The organism is Actibacterium sp., from assembly GCF_055134745.1.
Genome location: NZ_JBSRVX010000024.1, coordinates 1 through 17,728 on the forward strand (window position 1 = coordinate 1; position 17,728 = coordinate 17,728).

General features: G+C 60.3%; 18 protein-coding genes. 8 read left to right on the plus strand and 10 right to left on the minus strand.

From position 1 onward, the window contains the following. Together ACTCHC_RS05100 and ACTCHC_RS05105 are read right to left on the minus strand one after the other, a co-directional pair. Nucleotides 1-605 (minus strand): TCP-1/cpn60 chaperonin family protein (locus ACTCHC_RS05100; RefSeq protein WP_463021391.1); only part of this gene is annotated, 605 nt, incomplete at its 3' end. A 45-nt stretch (nucleotides 606-650) separates the two neighbouring features. Then, nucleotides 651-938, minus strand: a complete 288-nt coding sequence (locus ACTCHC_RS05105) for a co-chaperone GroES (protein ID WP_463021392.1) — start codon at nucleotides 936-938, stop codon at nucleotides 651-653. Nucleotides 939-1,152: 214 nt separating this feature from the next. On the opposite strand from ACTCHC_RS05105, the gene ACTCHC_RS05110 reads away from it, so the two are divergent. The 6 genes from ACTCHC_RS05110 (at nucleotide 1,153) to ACTCHC_RS05135 (ending at nucleotide 6,200) form a co-directional block, all read left to right on the plus strand. Further along, a complete protein-coding gene (locus ACTCHC_RS05110) occupies nucleotides 1,153-2,073 on the plus strand; it encodes a manganese-dependent inorganic pyrophosphatase (RefSeq protein ID WP_463021393.1) in 921 nt (306 codons plus the stop codon). A gap of 56 nt (nucleotides 2,074-2,129) precedes the next feature. Further along, nucleotides 2,130-2,999 (plus strand): TIGR01459 family HAD-type hydrolase, encoded by an 870-nt coding sequence (locus tag ACTCHC_RS05115; protein WP_463021394.1) that lies wholly within the window; start codon nucleotides 2,130-2,132, stop codon nucleotides 2,997-2,999. Between the two features lie 114 nt (nucleotides 3,000-3,113). Continuing rightward, on the plus strand, nucleotides 3,114-3,557 hold the full coding sequence (locus ACTCHC_RS05120; protein ID WP_463021395.1) for a MaoC family dehydratase: 444 nt from the start codon (nucleotides 3,114-3,116) through the stop codon (nucleotides 3,555-3,557). Between the two features lie 36 nt (nucleotides 3,558-3,593). Next, nucleotides 3,594-4,532 carry a bifunctional riboflavin kinase/FAD synthetase gene (locus ACTCHC_RS05125; RefSeq protein ID WP_463021396.1) on the plus strand — a complete coding sequence of 313 codons (939 nt, stop codon included), beginning with the start codon at nucleotides 3,594-3,596 and terminating at the stop codon, nucleotides 4,530-4,532. Between the two features lie 31 nt (nucleotides 4,533-4,563). Next, nucleotides 4,564-5,034: a YcgN family cysteine cluster protein gene (locus ACTCHC_RS05130; protein ID WP_463021397.1), complete on the plus strand. Its 471-nt coding sequence runs from the start codon at nucleotides 4,564-4,566 to the stop codon at nucleotides 5,032-5,034. A 149-nt stretch (nucleotides 5,035-5,183) separates the two neighbouring features. Then, nucleotides 5,184-6,200, plus strand: coding sequence for a ribose-phosphate pyrophosphokinase (locus tag ACTCHC_RS05135; protein WP_463021398.1), 1,017 nt, complete (start codon nucleotides 5,184-5,186; stop codon nucleotides 6,198-6,200). Between the two features lie 19 nt (nucleotides 6,201-6,219). Here the strand turns inward: ACTCHC_RS05135 and ACTCHC_RS05140 are convergent, their stop codons facing one another. From ACTCHC_RS05140 to ACTCHC_RS05170, 7 genes are all read right to left on the minus strand, one after another. Continuing rightward, nucleotides 6,220-6,570, minus strand: coding sequence for an H-type lectin domain-containing protein (locus ACTCHC_RS05140; protein ID WP_463021399.1), 351 nt, complete (start codon nucleotides 6,568-6,570; stop codon nucleotides 6,220-6,222). Between the two features lie 118 nt (nucleotides 6,571-6,688). Continuing rightward, nucleotides 6,689-7,108, minus strand: a complete 420-nt coding sequence (locus tag ACTCHC_RS05145) for a F0F1 ATP synthase subunit epsilon (protein ID WP_463021400.1) — start codon at nucleotides 7,106-7,108, stop codon at nucleotides 6,689-6,691. Nucleotides 7,109-7,119: 11 nt separating this feature from the next. Continuing rightward, nucleotides 7,120-8,541, minus strand: a complete 1,422-nt coding sequence (gene atpD / locus ACTCHC_RS05150; protein WP_463021401.1) for a F0F1 ATP synthase subunit beta — start codon at nucleotides 8,539-8,541, stop codon at nucleotides 7,120-7,122. Between the two features lie 17 nt (nucleotides 8,542-8,558). Further along, nucleotides 8,559-9,440, minus strand: a complete 882-nt coding sequence (locus tag ACTCHC_RS05155; protein ID WP_463021402.1) for a F0F1 ATP synthase subunit gamma — start codon at nucleotides 9,438-9,440, stop codon at nucleotides 8,559-8,561. A gap of 21 nt (nucleotides 9,441-9,461) precedes the next feature. Continuing rightward, on the minus strand, nucleotides 9,462-11,000 hold the full coding sequence (atpA, locus tag ACTCHC_RS05160) for a F0F1 ATP synthase subunit alpha (protein ID WP_463021403.1): 1,539 nt from the start codon (nucleotides 10,998-11,000) through the stop codon (nucleotides 9,462-9,464). Next, the gene (locus ACTCHC_RS05165; RefSeq protein WP_463021488.1) at nucleotides 11,001-11,561 is read right to left on the minus strand and encodes a F0F1 ATP synthase subunit delta; all 561 of its coding nucleotides are present in this window, start codon (nucleotides 11,559-11,561) and stop codon (nucleotides 11,001-11,003) included. Between the two features lie 259 nt (nucleotides 11,562-11,820). Further along, nucleotides 11,821-12,567, minus strand: coding sequence for a class I SAM-dependent methyltransferase (locus ACTCHC_RS05170; RefSeq protein WP_463021404.1), 747 nt, complete (start codon nucleotides 12,565-12,567; stop codon nucleotides 11,821-11,823). Between the two features lie 63 nt (nucleotides 12,568-12,630). Between ACTCHC_RS05170 and gloB the strand changes: the two genes are divergently transcribed. Together gloB and clpA are read left to right on the plus strand one after the other, a co-directional pair. After that, a complete protein-coding gene (gene gloB / locus ACTCHC_RS05175) occupies nucleotides 12,631-13,398 on the plus strand; it encodes a hydroxyacylglutathione hydrolase (protein WP_463021405.1) in 768 nt (255 codons plus the stop codon). A gap of 175 nt (nucleotides 13,399-13,573) precedes the next feature. Beyond that, nucleotides 13,574-15,910 (plus strand): ATP-dependent Clp protease ATP-binding subunit ClpA, encoded by a 2,337-nt coding sequence (gene clpA, locus ACTCHC_RS05180; RefSeq protein ID WP_463021406.1) that lies wholly within the window; start codon nucleotides 13,574-13,576, stop codon nucleotides 15,908-15,910. A gap of 173 nt (nucleotides 15,911-16,083) precedes the next feature. Here clpA and ACTCHC_RS05185 read toward each other — a convergent pair whose 3' ends face one another. After that, on the minus strand, nucleotides 16,084-17,727 hold the full coding sequence (locus tag ACTCHC_RS05185) for a peptidoglycan -binding protein (RefSeq protein WP_463021407.1): 1,644 nt from the start codon (nucleotides 17,725-17,727) through the stop codon (nucleotides 16,084-16,086). Nucleotide 17,728 lies beyond the last annotated feature (1 nt).

Here is a 17,728-nt window from a genome sequence, read left to right on the forward strand (position 1 = left end):
GGGCTGAGGTAGCCACGGTCGAACTGCATGCCCTCGACCACGTCGGTCTCGGTCTCGAGGCCTTTGTTCTCTTCGACAGTGATGACACCCTCGTTGCCGACTTTCTGCATCGCTTCTGCGATCTGACGGCCAATTTCGGCCTCGCCATTGGCAGAAATGGTGCCGACCTGCGCCACTTCGGCGCTGTCGGTCACGGGACGGGCGGCTTTGCGGATGGCTTCGACGACCTTGGCGGTGGCCAGGTCGATGCCGCGCTTCAGATCCATCGGGTTCATGCCGGCGGCAACCGATTTCATGCCTTCCTTGACGATGGCCTGGGCCAGAACGGTGGCGGTGGTGGTGCCGTCGCCTGCTTCGTCATTGGTGCGGCTGGCGACTTCTTTCACCATCTGCGCGCCCATGTTCTCGAACTTGTTTTCCAGTTCGATTTCCTTGGCAACCGTTACACCGTCCTTGGTGATGCGCGGTGCGCCGAAGGATTTCTCGATCACGACATTGCGGCCTTTGGGGCCGAGGGTAACCTTGACGGCATCCGCGAGGATGTTGACGCCCTTAAGCATCTGGTTCCGGGCTTCTGTGCCGAACTTGACGTCCTTAGCAGCCATTTTGCTTGCTCCTGGTTGTCTGAATTTCTGTTATCTGCGAGCGCCTCAGGCGATGATGCCGAGAATGTCGCTTTCCTTCATGATCAACAGCTCTTGGCCGTCGAGCGTGATCTCGGTGCCCGACCATTTGCCGAACAGCACGCGGTCGCCAGCCTTGACGTCCATTTTCACGCGCTTGCCGTCTTCGTCACGGGCACCGGCGCCAACAGCGATGATCTCGCCTTCGGCGGGCTTTTCTTTGGCGCTATCGGGGATGATAAGACCGCCCTTGGTTTTCTCGTCGCCTTCGATGCGGCGCACAAGCACACGGTCGTGCAGCGGAGTGAATGCCATCTCTGAACGCTCCTTGGTTCATATGTTTCGCAAATATTAGCACTCACCTTCATCGAGTGCTAACGTGCTGGATTTAAGGAACGCCCCTGACAGTGTCAACTGCCGCTATGCGAAATTATCATGACACCCGCCAACATGCCGCCCGCCCCCGTGACAAGCCCCGGCGCGGGCCGTATAAAGCGCGCGATTGACCTGAAATAACCGGACGCATCACATGACCATCAAAGTCTTCGGCCACAAATCCCCCGACACCGATTCCACCGGATCGCCGCTGATCTGGGCGTGGTATCTGTCTGAAGTAAAAGGCACACCCGCCGAGGCCAGGCTGTTGGGCGAACCCAATACCGAAGCCGCCTTTGTCCTGAAACGCTGGGGCTTTGATCAGCCGGAAATCATCAGCGATGTCGCCGCTGGCGACAAGGTTGTCGTGGTCGATACCAACAACGTCGCCGAATTGCCGCCCTCTATCAACGAGGCGGACGTGATCGAAGTAATCGACCATCACCTGCTGCAGGGCGGCCTGAAAACCAAAGGCCCGATTACCATTACCATCCGGCCGCTGGCCTGCACCGCGACAGTCATGTTCGACCTGATGGGCGATGACGCGGCAAAGATGCCCGAAAATATCAAGTGCCTGATGCTGTCTTGCATCCTGTCGGACACGCTTGAATTCCGCTCGCCCACCACAACGCCGCATGACCGCGCCGTTGCACAACAGCTGGCATCGGAACTGGGCATTTCCATCCCCGATTATGCGGCCGAATTATTCGCTGCAAAATCCGATGTTTCCGCCTTTTCCGAGGCCGAGCTGCTGCGCATGGACAGCAAGGAATACAGCATCGCCGGCAAGGACTTCCGGGTATCGGTTCTGGAAACCACGGCGCCCAAGGTCGTGCTGGATCGCAAGGAGGCCCTTATGGCGGCCATGCCGGGTGTCGCCAGCGAAGATGGCGCCGATCAGGTCTTGTTGTTCGTAGTGGATATCCTGAACGAAGAAGCCACGCTTTTGGTGCCCAATGATCTGGTCAAGACCATCGCCGAAAAATCCTTTGGCGCGACTGTTGCGGGCGATACGGTTGTTCTGCCCGGCATCATGAGCCGGAAAAAACAGATCATCCCGAACCTGAAGCTGTAACCACGGCACAGACAACAAGGGGTGCGACCGGCACCCCTTTCAATGAAAGCGCAATCATGACCCGGCTGATCGAAACCCTGCAAGAAGTATCCGCCGGATATGATGCGCTTTTCGTCGATCTTTGGGGCTGCGTTCATAACGGACGCACGCCTTTCCCTGCCGCGGTGATGGCCCTGCAACGCTATCGTGCAAACGGTGGCATCGTCATTCTGGTCACCAACGCCCCGCGCCACCGCGAAAGCGTGGCCGCCCAGCTGGATCGCATCGGTGTCGCCCGCGATTGCTGGGACAGCATCGCCACATCCGGTGACAGCGCACGCGCTGCGATGTATCGCGGCGTGGTCGGCGAAAAGGTGTTCTATATCGGCGAACCAAGCGACCACAGCTTTTTTGACCCGATCCAGATCGTCGAGGATCCGGTCGCCATTGAACGTGTCCCGCTGGATCAGGCCGAAGGCATCGTCTGCACCGGTCCCTTCGACCCCCATGCAGACCCGGCCAACCTGCGCCCGCAATTCCTGTATGCCAAACAAAAAGGCCTGAAACTGCTTTGCGCCAACCCCGATATCGTGGTGGACCGGGGCGAAAGCCGTGAATGGTGCGCGGGTGCCCTTGCCGCGCTTTATATGGATATGGGCGGGGAATCGCTGTATTTCGGCAAGCCGCATCCGCCGATCTATGATCTGGCCCGTCGTCGGCTGAGGCAGATCGCGCAAGTGCCCGATGATCGTATTCTGTGCATCGGAGATGGAATCGAAACCGATATTCGCGGGGCTATGGGCGAAGGGCTGGACAGCCTGTTCATCACCGGCGGATTATCGGCACTGGAAACCGGCACACATTACCAGCCCGACCCAACCATGCTGACGGCATTCCTGAACAAGGCCCAAGCCGCCCCCGATTTCGCCATTGGCTTCCTGCGATAGTCTATTGAAATATAATTTCAAAAATGAACATTCATTCATAAGATTATTTCTATCTTTTCTTGCGCCCTGCAATTTCGCTCGCTAACATTCCCTTATATTGCTCAGGGGAACAGGATGCTGGAAGAAATCACGCGCGGGTCGATCTTCGTCGAAGATATCGAAATCGGGATGCAGCGGCGGCTGCGCAAGGAAGTGACAATGCAGGACATCCAGATGTTCGCCAATGTCAGCCTGGATCACAACCCGGTGCATCTTGACGATGATTTTGCCAAAACGACCCGGTTCAAGGGCTGCGTCGCCCATGGCATGCTCAGCGCGGGCCTGATATCGGCGGTGATCGGCGAACAGCTTCCCGGTCACGGCTCTGTCTATATGGGCCAGACGCTGCGGTTCATGGCCCCCGTTCGCCCCGGCGATATCGTCGTGGCCGAGGTCGAAGTCACAGGCGTTGATCGCGAGCGCCACCGGGTTAGCCTTGATTGTCGCTGCATGGTGGGCGATACGGTCGTCATAAAGGGCGAAGCGCTGGTATTGGCGCCCAGCCGAAAATCTGAATAGACGGCCCCGTTTATCGGTGCCAGCGCTTTGGGACCGATGAAAACCATATCCGCATGGACCGGCCTTGACCCTGAAGATCGCGGTGCCAGCGCCGCGATCGGCAATTTCGATGGCATCCACCTGGGCCATCAGGCCGTGATCGACCAGGCCCGCACATCCGCGCAGACCCTTGGCGCGCCGCTGGGTGTCGTGACCTTCGAACCTCACCCCCGCGAATATTTCACCCCCCACGCCCCCGCCTTTCGCCTGATGAACGCTGAATCCAAGCGCAACCGGCTGGCCAAGCTTGGGGTGGACCTTCTGTATCAATTGCCGTTCAACGCACAGATGGCCGCCCTGCCCCCGCGCGCCTTTGCACAGGATGTGCTGGCCGACGGGCTGGGGCTGCGGCACGTCGTGGTCGGCGCCGATTTCTGCTTTGGCAAGGCACGCGCCGGCTGCGTCGATGATCTGGTGCGCTTCGGGGCGGAAATGGGCTTTGGCGTTACGATATCGACGCTGCTGGAAGGCGATGCCGGCGCAGTCTCGTCCACCGCGATCCGTGATGCAATCAGCCAGGGCCGCCCCCGCGACGCCGCTGCCATGCTTGGCCATTGGCATCGTATCGAAGGCGAGGTGATCCATGGCCACCAGCGCGGGCGTGAGTTGGGCTTTCCCACCGCGAACATGAACTTGGATGGGCTTCACCTGCCGAAATTCGGGGTATATGCGGTAAAGGTCGATGTGCTGGAAGGCCCGCACAAGGGCAGCCATATCGGTGCGGCGTCGATCGGGGTGCGGCCGATGTTCGGGGAAAACCGGCCCAACTGCGAAACCTTCCTGTTCGATTTCAGCGGCGATCTATACGGTGCGCATCTGTCGGTCGCGCTTGTAGAATATCTGCGGCCGGAATTGACATTTGACGGGCTGGCACCATTCATCGCCCAGATGCAGCGTGACTGCGATCAGGCCCGCGCCATTCTTGCCGCACTGTAACGCGCCCCCCAACCCGCGAAGGCCCGCGCCGATGAAAGACCCGATCAACCGCGACGGCCTGCGCCCCAAATTCTGGGAACGGGTTCCCATGAAAAACATGGCCCCCCGCGAATGGGAGGCCCTATGCGACGGCTGCGGCAAATGTTGCCTCAACAAGCTTGAGGATGCCGATACCGGCGAGGTGGTATTCACCCGCATCGCCTGTCGTCTGCTGGATGATGAAACCTGCCGCTGCGCCCATTACGAGGTGCGCAAGACCATCGTGCCGGAATGCGTGGTTCTGAAACCGGGTACCATCGCCGAGGTGGCCTATTGGATGCCGGCGACATGTGCATATCGGCTTATTTACGAAGGCAAACCGCTTTATGACTGGCATCCGCTGATCTCGGGCGATCCCGAAAGCGTGCACCGGGCGGGGGTTTCCGTGCGGGGCTGGACCGTCCCGGAATTCGACGTGCCCGAAGAAGACTGGGAAGACTATGTTATCGACGAAGAAATATGATCGTCTCCCCAACGCTGCGTCACCCGCCCTTGTCGCCGGTCTTTCCTCTGCCCTCATGCCAGACAAGGTTTGCAACCGCGTCATCGGGTGGTAAGCGATGTCAACGTCACGAATCCGTCATTTGACACTGCTGCCGCGGGGATCTGCACATGCCGTCTATCACTGAACCTAAACTGATTTCCGGCAATGCCAACCGGCCGCTGGCGCTGGCCATCGCGCGCCGGATGTCGATGCATCGCGGCATGAATGTCGGCCTGGTCGAGGCCCGCGTCGAACGCTTCAACGATCAGGAAATCTTTGTCGAGGTATACGAAAACGTCCGTGGCGAGGATATGTTCATCATCCAGCCCACGTCACGCCCCGCCAATGACAACCTGATGGAATTGCTGATCATTGCCGACGCACTGCGCCGGTCTTCGGCCTCGCGCATCACCGCCGTGATCCCCTATTTCGGCTATGCTCGTCAGGATCGCCGCACCAAGGCCCGCACGCCGATTTCCGCCAAGCTTGTCGCCAATATGCTGGTCGAGGCCGGCATCGAACGCATTCTGACGATGGACCTGCATGCCGTTCAGATTCAGGGCTTTTTCGATATTCCGGTCGATAACCTCTATGCTTCGCCGATTTTCGCGCTGGATATCCAGCACCAGTTCCGCGACTGCATGGATGATCTGATGGTGGTGTCGCCCGATGTTGGGGGCGTGGCGCGCGCACGCGAACTGGCCCAGCGGATCAACGCGCCGCTGTCGATCGTGGACAAACGCCGGGAAAAGGCCGGCGAGGTCGCGGAAATGACAGTTATCGGCAATGTGCAGGGCAAGAAATGTATCATCGTCGATGACATGTGCGACACGGCCGGCACATTGTGCAAAGCCGCCGCCGTGCTGACCGAGGCCGGCGCGACCGAGGTGCACGCCTATACAAGCCACGGCGTCCTGTCGGGCCCGGCTGTTTCGAATATCACCAATTCAGTGCTCAAAAGCCTTGTCATCACGGATTCGATCCAGCCCACCGAAGCGGTGAAGGCCACCCCGAATATTCGTATCGTGCCGACCGCGCCAATCTTTGCGCAGGCCATCATGAATATCTGGCATGGCACCTCGGTATCGTCGCTGTTTGAACATGAAACCCTGTCGCCCATCTACGAGGGCATGTTCAACGGCTAGGGCCTTCGAAAAGACCAGCCTAGTAGAGCTCCCAGTCGTCCTCTGCAGCCACCGGCCCGATTGCGATCCAATCGGCGCGTATACGGGCCACCCGCGTGTCGCCCCATGTGCGGAACACGATGTCGAACCCAGTGGGGGTGACATTTTCCGATGTCAGGTCGGCACGTGGGTTTGTCTTGCGATCCATGTCCCACATGGCGATGTGGACGCTGACGATCGGCGCATCGCGAAAGGGTTCGCTGAATACAACCGGCCAGCGCGCCATACGCGGCCCGGTTCCGGTCCACATCACCCCGTCATGTTCGAAATCTGAAAACAGGGTCTCTGAGCCCTGATCGACTCCGACAAAACGCGCGTCAAACCTGCGCATGGATGCTCCTTCTTCTCCCTTGCGTCTGCATAGTGACGAAAAACGGCAGGAATTCGACCCGAAAAGACAAAAGGCCCCGCAAGCGGAGCCTTTTGCGAACATCGTTCCGCATGGAATGTCAGGCGTTGGGCAGCTTGGGCTCCAGCCCGATGTAACCACCGATTGCGACCATGTCAGCCAGAAGCTTGGCCGCTGAATCGACCATATCGGGATGCGCTTCCTTGTGAAGCGCATGCGCCTTGGCCACCATTGCGTCTATCACCTCTTGCGTCACCTCTTCCGACGGAAAGGCCTCTTCGGCCAGAACCGAAGTGCCGTCATTCGAAATCTCGGCAAAGCCGCCGGTCACGACGTAATGCTTCGTACCTTCACTGCTGACCACTTCCAGAACGCCGGGGCGCAGGGATGTAATCAGCGGCGCGTGATTCGCCATAATCGTCAGATCGCCCTCGGACCCGGGCACCCGAACGGCAGTGGCCTGAACGGAAACCAGCCGGCGCTCGGGCGAAACCAGATCGAATTGCATCGTATCAGCCATAAAGGCCCCCTTTAGGCAGCTGCTGCCATTTTCTCGGCTTTGGCGATCACATCCTCGATGTCACCGACCATATAGAAGGCGGCTTCGGGCAGGTGATCGTATTCGCCGGCAACGACAGCCTTGAACGAGGCAATGGTTTTTTCCAGCGGAACCTGAACACCGTCCGAACCGGTGAATACCTTGGCCACGTCGAAGGGCTGCGACAGGAAGCGCTGGATCTTGCGGGCGCGGGCCACGGTCAGCTTGTCCTCTTCGCTCAGCTCGTCCATGCCCAGGATGGCGATGATGTCCTGCAGCGACTTGTAGCGCTGAAGAATACCCTGCACATCACGGGCGACTTGGTAATGCTCTTCACCCAGAATCTGCGGATCCATCAGGCGCGAGGTGCTGTCCAACGGGTCCACCGCCGGATAGATCCCCAATTCCGAAATGGCGCGCGACAACGTGGTCGTGGCATCAAGGTGCGCAAATGACGTGGCCGGTGCGGGGTCGGTCAAGTCGTCCGCAGGCACATAGATCGCCTGAACCGAAGTGATCGAACCGGCGCGGGTCGAGGTGATACGCTCTTGCAGGGCACCCATGTCGGTGGCCAGCGTCGGCTGGTAACCCACCGCCGAAGGAATACGGCCCAGCAGCGCCGACACTTCCGAACCCGCCTGGGTAAAGCGGAAGATGTTGTCGACGAAGAACAGAACGTCGGTGCCGGACTGGTCGCGGAATTGTTCTGCCAGCGTCAGGCCGGTCAGCGCGACGCGGGCACGCGCACCCGGCGGCTCGTTCATCTGGCCATAGACCAGGGCCACCTTGGATTCTTCCAGGTTATCGATGTTGATAACACCGGCTTCGATGAATTCGTGATACAGGTCGTTGCCTTCACGGGTCCGTTCGCCCACACCGGCAAAAACCGAAAAGCCCGAATGCACCTTGGCGATGTTGTTGATCAGTTCCTGGATCAGAACCGTCTTGCCCACGCCGGCACCGCCGAACAGGCCGATCTTGCCGCCCTTGGCGTAAGGGGCCAGCAGGTCGATGACCTTGATCCCGGTCACCAGAATTTCCGATGCTGCCGCTTGCTCTGAAAAATCGGGCGCCGGGCGGTGGATGGCGCGGGTTTCGTCCGCATTCACCGGGCCTTTTTCGTCGATCGGCTCACCGATGACATTCATGATCCGGCCCAAGGTCGCGTTGCCGACGGGCACGGAAATGGCGGTGCCGGTATCGGTGACCTTTGCGCCGCGAACCAGACCTTCGGTCATGTCCATCGCGATGGTCCGCACGGTGCCCTCGCCCAGGTGTTGGGCAACTTCCAGCACCAGACGCTTGCCGTTGTTATCAGTTTCCAATGCGTTCAGAATCTGGGGAAGCTCGTCTTCGAACTGTACGTCCACGACGGCGCCGATCACCTGCGTGACTTTGCCCACTGCGTTTGCCATGTTTCGTCTCCGGTTCCTTAGAGCGCTTCGGCGCCCGAAATAATCTCGATAAGTTCTTTGGTGATCGCGGCCTGACGCGAGCGGTTATAGACGATCGTCAGCTTGTCGATCATCTCGCCGGCGTTGCGCGTCGCGCTGTCCATCGCGCTCATCCGCGCGCCCTGTTCCGACGCCCCGTTTTCAAGCAGTGCCGTGAACAGCTGCGTGGCGATGTTGCGCGGCAAAAGATCGGCCAGGATACCCTCTTCCGACGGTTCGTAATCATAGGCCGTTCCCAGCGCGGGCGCATCGGCCGATTGATCGTCGAACACAGCCGGGATGATCTGCTGCGCGGTCGGCACCTGCGATATCACCGATTTGAATTCGGCATAGAATATCGTCGCAATGTCGAACTCACCGGCATCAAAGCGTGTCAGAATATCCCGCGCGATGCTTTGAGCATTGGTGTAACCCACACGCTTGACCTCGGACAGATCGACATGCGCGACGAAATACTGGCTGTATTCGCGCTTGAGCTGTTCGCGACCCTTCTTGCCGATGGTCATGATCTTGACCGTCTTGCCAGCCGCGATCAGTTCGTTAATGCGCTGGCGTGCCAGGCGCACGATGGTCGTATTGAACCCGCCGCACAACCCGCGCTCGGATGTCATGACCACCAGAAGGTGGGTCTGGTCGGAACCGGTCCCGGCCAGCAGGCGCGGGGCCGTTTCGGACCCTTTGACAGAGTTCGCAAGACCGCTCATTACGGCGGTCATGCGTTCGGCATAGGGGCGGGCCGCTTCGGCCGCCTCTTGCGCGCGGCGCAACTTGGCCGCGGCGACCATCTGCATGGCCTTCGTGATCTTTCGCGTCGACTTGACGCTGCCGATCCGGTTCTTGAGGTCCTTTAGGCTTGGCATCTATCCGATCCTTACCCGCCCTCAGGCGAAATCTTTGGCGAATGCGTCCAGCGCGGCCCTGATCTTGTCCTCCAGCTCGCCCTTCACCTTGCGGTCGTTATTGGTGATGTCGGCCAGCAGGTCGGCATGTTTCTGGCGCAGATGTGCCAGCAGGCCCGCCTCGAAACGGCCCACCGATTTCACCGGGATCTTGTCCAGATAACCGTTGGTGCCGGCATAGATCACGCAGACGATTTCCGCATTGGTCAGCGGCGCGTATTGCGGCTGTTTCATCAGCTCGGTCAGGCGCGCGCCACGGTTCAGCAGCTTTTGCGTGGACGCATCCAGATCGGACCCGAACTGCGCAAAGGCCGCCATTTCGCGATACTGTGCCAGTTCCAGCTTGACCGGACCCGCGACCGATTTCATCGCGTTGGTCTGGGCAGCAGACCCCACGCGGCTGACCGACAGACCGGTATTCACGGCCGGGCGGATACCCTGATAGAACAGGTCGGTTTCAAGGAATATCTGGCCATCGGTGATCGAGATCACGTTGGTCGGAATATAGGCCGAAACGTCACCCGCCTGGGTTTCGATGATCGGCAGCGCGGTCAGCGAACCGGCACCGTTATCTTCGTTCAGCTTCGCCGAACGCTCCAGCAGGCGCGAGTGCAGATAGAACACGTCGCCCGGATAGGCTTCGCGGCCCGGCGGACGGCGCAGCAGCAGCGACATCTGACGATAGGCAACGGCCTGCTTGGACAGATCGTCATAGATGATCAGGGCATGGCGGCCATTGTCGCGGAAAAACTCGGCCATCGCGGTGGCCGAATAGGGGGCCAGGAACTGCATCGGCGCGGGGTCGGACGCGGTGGCAGCGACGATGATCGTGTAATCAATCGCGCCGGTTTCTTCCAGCTTCTTGACCAGCTGCGCCACGGTCGAGCGTTTCTGCCCGATGGCGACATAGATACAATAAAGCTTCTTGCTTTCGTCATCGCCGGCAGCGTCGTTATACGATTTCTGGTTCAGGATCGTATCCAGCGCGATGGCGGTCTTGCCGGTCTGACGGTCGCCGATGATCAGCTCGCGCTGGCCCCGGCCAACCGGGATCATGGCGTCAACCGATTTCAGACCGGTGGCCATCGGTTCGTGCACCGATTTGCGCGGGATGATGCCCGGCGCCTTGACGTCGGCCACGCGGCGCTCGGATGACGCGATCGGGCCCTTGCCGTCGATCGGGTTCCCCAGGCCATCGACAACCCGGCCCAGCAACGCATCACCGGCGGGCACGTCCACGATCGACTTGGTCCGTTTGACGACATCGCCTTCCTTGATGTCGCGGTCGGCGCCGAAAATAACGATACCCACGTTGTCTGCTTCAAGGTTCAGGGCCATCCCGCGAATGCCGCCGGGGAATTCGACCATTTCACCGGCCTGGACATTGTCCAGCCCGTGAACGCGCGCGATACCGTCACCGACGGACAGCACACGGCCAACCTCGGCAACCTCTGCTTCCTGACCGAAATTCTTGATCTGCTCCTTGAGGATCGCAGAGATCTCAGCTGCTTGGATACCCATTTATCCGACCTCTTTCATGGTGTTCTGAAGTGCTGCAAGCCGCGAGCGGATCGAGGTGTCGATCATCTTCGAGCCTACTTTGACAATGAGACCGCCGATAAGGCTTTCATCGACGGCCATGTTGATCTTTATTTCCTTGCCCAGGCTGGCTTTCAGCGACGCGGCCAGCTTGGCCTTCTGGTCGTCGCTCAGAACCTTGGCAGCGGTCACATCGGCGGTGACCTCGCCTTTCCTGTCGGCAATCATGCTGCGCAGGGCGGCGGCCATTTGCGGCAGCACGAACAGGCGCCGCTTTGATGCCATCAGACCCAGCGTATTTGCCAACAGCGGCGTCAATTCCGCACGCGCGGCGATCGCTGCAACGGCGCGGGCCTGTTCTTCGCGCGAATAGATCGGCGACGAGATCAGGTCGCGAAATTCCGCACTGTCCGCCAGCGCGCCCTCGATTGAATCGAGATCACGCTCGAGCGCGACGAGTTGTTTATCTTGGTCGGCCAGTTCAAAGACCGCCTTGGCATAGCGCGCAGCTATGCCGGATGAGATCGAAGCTGGTTCGGACACGTCCACCCTTCCGATGTAAATCGCCCCTTGATGCCGCTGTTGCGACGAGGCTTGCTCATGTTGCGTGCCACAGGCGGCACGCAGCCGAAATCGGCGTGGGTGTAGCAGAGCCCGTTCACCCTCGCAACCGCCAAGAACACTGTCGCGTGATCGCATTCAAGGCTTAATTTGCGATGTCCGACGCTATCATTGGCAACGTTTCGGCCGATGCGCAGAATCAAGGCAGGATTTCCGCTCGGGATTCGGGCGCGCCGGCGTTTCAGATCGGCTCGGCAGAGGGTCTGGGCAGGCCGTCCAGCACCCGCAGGGGATGTCTTTCCGCCACGTCGGCGCGCAGCCCGCTGGGGTTATAAACCTGCTTTGACGCCTCGACCATCAGCACCCCCCCTGCGTAATAGGCCGACAACCTGCGCCCCGCGCGCTCGACCAGCGCCGAGGTCTTGAGCCAGAACCGTTTTGTGCTGGGCGGGGCATAAAGTGCGGCACGGTGGCCTTCAGGCTGGAAGCCGTGCATCTTCAACTGCGCCTCAAGCTGGCCCAGCGTATAGGGCCGCCCGAACCCGAAAGGCGTGCCATCGCGCCGCGCCCAAAGTCCGGACCGGTTCGGCACGATGAACAATGCGCGCCCACCCGGCCCCAGCACGCGCGCGCATTCTTCCAGCAAGGCGGCCGGGTGCTCGCTGGTTTCCAGCCCGTGCATCAAGATCAGCTTGTCCACCATGCCATTGGGCAACGGCCAGCGCGTTTCTTCCGACAGGACCGATACATTGGCCATACCGGCCGGCCAGGGCATCACACCCTGCTGGCCCGGCATCACCGCCACAACCCGTCGCGCATCGGCCAGATAGGGGCGCAGCAAGGGTGCCGCAAACCCGAAACCCGCCACGGATTGCCCCTTGGCCTCAGGCCATATCTGCAGCACCTGATCCCGTATCGCACGCTGCGCCACCCGCCCCAGATTGGTGCGATAATAGAAATTCCGAAGCTCAAGTACGTCCAGATGCATTGCGGCCCGCCCATGGATCGGCAACAGTCAGTAAACAGAATAGACAAGCAGAGACAGAATGCCATGCCCATTGAAATTGTCACCGTCCCCTGCCTGCAGGATAATTATGCCTATATTGTGAAAGGGCCCGATGGCGTCTGCCTGATCGACGCCCCCCAGGCCGCCCCGATCATCGCCGCGCTTGCCAGCCGCGGCTGGCAACCCGACAGCCTGCTGATCACCCATCATCACAATGACCATGTGGCCGGGGTGGACGAACTGCGCGCCCTATACGGCTGTCAGGTAATGGGCCCCGCCGCCGAACAGGCCAGACTGCCCGACCTTGACCGCGCGCTGTCGGATGGCGATGTCATCGGCGCGGACGATGCCCAGATCGTGGCCCTGTCGGTGCCGGGCCACACGATGGGCCACATGGCCTATTACTTTCCTGCGGCTGCGGCCGTTTTCACCGCCGACAGCCTGATGGCGCTGGGCTGCGGGCGGCTGTTCGAAGGCACGCCGGAAATGATGTGGGACAGCCTGAGCAAACTTGCCGCGCTGCCGGGGGAAACAATGGTTTATTCTGGCCATGAATATACGGCGGCCAACGCAAAATTCGCACTGACCATTGAACCGGACAATCAGGCGCTTATTTCTCGGGCAGAACAGATCGACAAGGCGCGCAGTCAGGGGCAGGCGACCGTGCCCTGTGAACTGTCGCTGGAACTGGCGACAAATCCGTTTCTGCGCGCCTCGAACCCGCAGATAAAACAACTTGTTGGCATGACAGGTGCGCCCGATGCACAGGTCTTTGCCGAGATACGCCGCCGCAAGGATAATTTCCGCGCCTGAACACGCGGGCCTTGCTCACGTAAAACGCCCAATTGTTACGCGAACGCGCAACAGGTGATCAAAATTGATCAGAAAAGACTTGAAGACCGGCCTTAAAAACCGAAGCTTAATCATATGAGGCCTAGGTCCGAACGGGGTGACACCCGATCTGCCGCACAGGAAAGGAGCACTGAACGTGCCTGCATTTTCACATAGCCTGGAGCAGTCCATTCACGCAGCGCTGGCGCTTGCCAACGCACGGCGCCACGAACTGGCAACGCTGGAACATCTGTTGCTGGCCCTCATTGACGAACCCGATGCGGCCAAGGTGATGACTGCCTGTTCGGTCGATCTGGAAGACCTGCGCGAAACCCTCGTGGAATTCATCGACGAGGAATTGTCGACGCTGGTTACCGACATCGAAGGGTCCGAGGCTGTTCCGACAGCCGCCTTTCAGCGTGTGATTCAACGCGCCGCGATCCATGTCCAATCTTCGGGCCGCACCGAAGTCACCGGCGCCAATGTTCTGGTCGCCATCTTCGCCGAGCGTGAATCCAATGCCGCGTTTTTCCTGCAGCAACAGGAAATGACCCGTTACGACGCGGTGAATTTCATTGCCCATGGCGTGGCCAAGAATCCCAGCTTCGGCGAATCCCGCCCCATCACCGGTGCGCCGGAATTCGATGACGAAGCACAGTCTGCCGCCAGCCCCCATACCGAAGAGGCCGAAGCCAAGGAATCGGCGCTGGCCAAATATTGCGTCGATCTGAATGCGAAGTCGCGCAAGGGGGATATCGACCCGCTGATCGGCCGCGAGATGGAAGTCGAGCGCTGCATTCAGGTGTTGTGCCGCCGTCGCAAGAACAACCCGCTGCTGGTCGGTGACCCCGGTGTTGGCAAGACCGCCATCGCCGAAGGTCTGGCGCTGAAGATCACCCGCGGCGAAACACCCGAGGTTCTGTCGAAATCCACGATCTATTCGCTGGATATGGGCGCATTGCTGGCCGGCACCCGCTATCGCGGCGATTTCGAGGAACGGCTGAAAGCCGTGGTGACCGAGTTGGAAAACCATCCCGACGCCATCCTGTTCATCGACGAGATCCACACCGTGATCGGTGCAGGGGCTACGTCAGGCGGGGCGATGGATGCCTCCAACCTGCTGAAACCCGCGCTGCAGGGCGGCAAGCTGCGCTGCATGGGCTCGACCACCTACAAGGAATTCCGCCAGCATTTCGAAAAGGACCGTGCCCTGTCGCGCCGGTTCCAGAAGATCGACGTGAACGAACCTTCGGTCGATGACGCGGTAAAGATCCTGCAAGGGCTGAAACCCTATTTCGAGGACCACCACCACATCAAATACACCTCAGACGCGATCAAGTCCGCGGTGGAACTGTCAGCGCGCTATATCCACGACCGCAAACTGCCCGACAAGGCCATCGACGTGATCGACGAGGCCGGAGCGGCCCAGCATCTGGTTGCCAGCGCCAAACGGCGCAAGACCATCGGCACCAAGGAAATCGAGGCCGTCGTGGCCAAGATCGCGCGCATCCCGCCCAAGAACGTATCCAAAGACGACGCGACCGTTCTCAAGGATCTGGAAGGCAGCCTGAAGCGTGTGGTCTTTGGCCAGGACAATGCGATCGAGGCGCTGTCTTCGGCGATCAAACTGGCACGCGCAGGCCTGCGCGAACCGGAAAAACCGATCGGCAACTATCTGTTCGCAGGCCCCACCGGCGTTGGCAAGACCGAGGTCGCCAAACAACTGGCCGATGTGCTGGGCGTGGAATTGCTGCGCTTCGATATGTCCGAATATATGGAAAAACACGCCGTATCGCGTCTGATCGGTGCGCCGCCGGGCTATGTCGGCTTCGATCAGGGCGGCATGCTGACAGATGGCGTCGATCAGCACCCGCATTGCGTGTTGCTGCTGGATGAAATGGAAAAGGCGCATCCGGATGTCTATAACATTCTTCTGCAGGTCATGGATCACGGCAAGCTGACCGATCACAACGGCCGGACAGTCGATTTCCGCAACGTGGTCCTGATCATGACCTCGAATGCCGGGGCCGCCGAACAGGCCAAATCCGCCATCGGCTTCGGCCGCGACCGGCGCACCGGCGAGGATACCGCCGCGATCGAGCGCACCTTCACGCCGGAATTCCGAAACCGGCTGGATGCGGTGATCAGCTTCGCGCCGCTGCCAAAAGAGGTCATCCTGCAGGTCGTCGAAAAATTCGTGCTGCAACTCGAGGCCCAGTTGATGGATCGCAATGTCCATATCGAACTGACCCCGGCCGCCGCCGAATGGCTGGCCGACAAGGGTTACGACGACAAGATGGGTGCCCGCCCCCTTGGCCGGGTGATCCAGGAGCACATCAAGAAACCGCTGGCCGAAGAGTTGCTGTTTGGGAAACTCGCGAAAGGCGGCACTGTCTTTGTCAGCGTCAAGGATGGACAGATTGTTCTGGAAGTCGAAGAGCCGGCCAAAAGACAGCTTTCCTCAAAGAAACCCCCTCTGCTGACTGCAGAGTAATAGTCAGATAAAACCAAGATAGCCCGGCGCAAACGTGCCGGGCTATGCTTTTGTTGGGCGGGCGAGGGGCCAGCCCCTCGCGCACCCCGGGGTATTTTTCCAAGAATAAACAGCAGGGTTATCCTTGGTCCAAATACCCGTTGCGACGACAGACCCGGGCGCGCCACGATCGGTCAGCGTTCGGTCAGCTTCAATTCGATGCGCCGGTTCTGGGTCAGGGCTTCGGGGCTGTCGCCTGTGGCAACAGGCCGGTATTCGCCGAATCCGGTCGCAGCCAGGCGTTCAGGCGGGAAGCCCAGAACATCTGTCATATACCGCACCACCGACAGGGCACGTCCCTGGCTGAGTTCCCAGTTGTCGCGATACTGCCCCAGCCCGGACAAGGGTGTATTGTCGGTATGGCCATCGACGCGGATGATCCAGTCGATGGCAGGCGGGATCTGATCGGATATGTCACGCAGGATGGACACGACATTGGCGATCTGCGCCTTGCCTTCAGCCGACAGTTCGGCCGAGGCCGGCTCGAACAGAACCTCGGATGAAAACACGAAACGGTCGCCCACGATCCGCACACCCTCGCGCCCGGCCAGAACTTCGCGCAGTTTTCCGAAAAACTCGGAACGGTAGTTTTCCAGATTCTTGGCACGGTTTTTCAGCGCCTCGGCTTCGGCCTCGAGGCGCAGGCGCTCGGCCTCTTCCAGGGCGGCGCGGGCTTTTTCCTTGGCGGCCACCTGCGCCAGTGCGGCATTCAGCCGATTGCCCAGCGATTCAAGCTGAACCTGTGCGCTCGCATCACGGCTGCTGGCTTCGTCCAGCAAGGATTGCAGTGATCCAAGCTGCGCACGCAACGCGGCAACCTGCTGGTTCAGAACCTCGACCTTGCGCAGGCTTTCGGCGGATTTGTCCTGTTCTTCGGCCAGTTCTGCCTTGGCGGCATTCAGCAGCGCCGCGTCGCGATCGGCCTGCGACAGGGTGCCTGTCGCGCGCTGTTCGGCCTCGGCCTGCGCCAGACGTGCGGCGGCAAGAAGGGTCAGCGTCTCTTCGGCGCGCTTGCGCTGTTCTTCCAGCGCCAGCGTCATCGCCGTCAGTTCGGCACCTGAATTCTGCAGCTTGTCGCGCAGCGCCTGCGCGGCGGCGGCCTCGGCCAGGCGGGCGGCCTCTTCGTCCGACAGCTTTTGCTGCAGCGTATCGACCTGCCCGGCAAGCGCGGCTGATTTCGCGCCCTCCTGCGCCGCCTCGCGCTGCAGATCCGCGATCATGGCGGCAAGGGCATCGCGCCGGGCTGCCGCCAGCCGCGCGGCCTCGACCTGGGCATCGACCTCGGTTCGCAACTGTGACAGCGCCAGTTGCAGCTGTTCCTGTTCGCTTAGAAGTTCGTCGCGCTGCTCTTCCAGGGCCTGCCCACGTTTCAGCGCATCGTCACGCTGGGCCAGCAAACCGGCGACCTGCGCCTCGAACGAAGTTATCCGCGCATTGGCCGCGCCAAGTTCGGCATCCTTGCCTTCCATCTGTGCGGTCAGGGTCGCAATCAGGCTCGATTGCGACCTGGCCTGTTCCTGCGCGGCAGAAAGATCGCTTTCCAATGCAAAGCTGCGCTGTTGTTCCAGGCCCAATGCCCGCGACAGGGCTGCCAGTTCGGTGTTCAGCTCGCTCAGTTCCGTGGCCTGGCCGGTGATCGTTTCGCGCAGCATGAACTGGACGATCATGAAGATCGACAGCACGAACATCAGCACCAGCAACAGCGCCGTCATGGCATCGACAAAACCGGGCCAAATACTGGCCTGGAAGCGGGCCCCGGTGCGGCGGTTCAGGGCCATG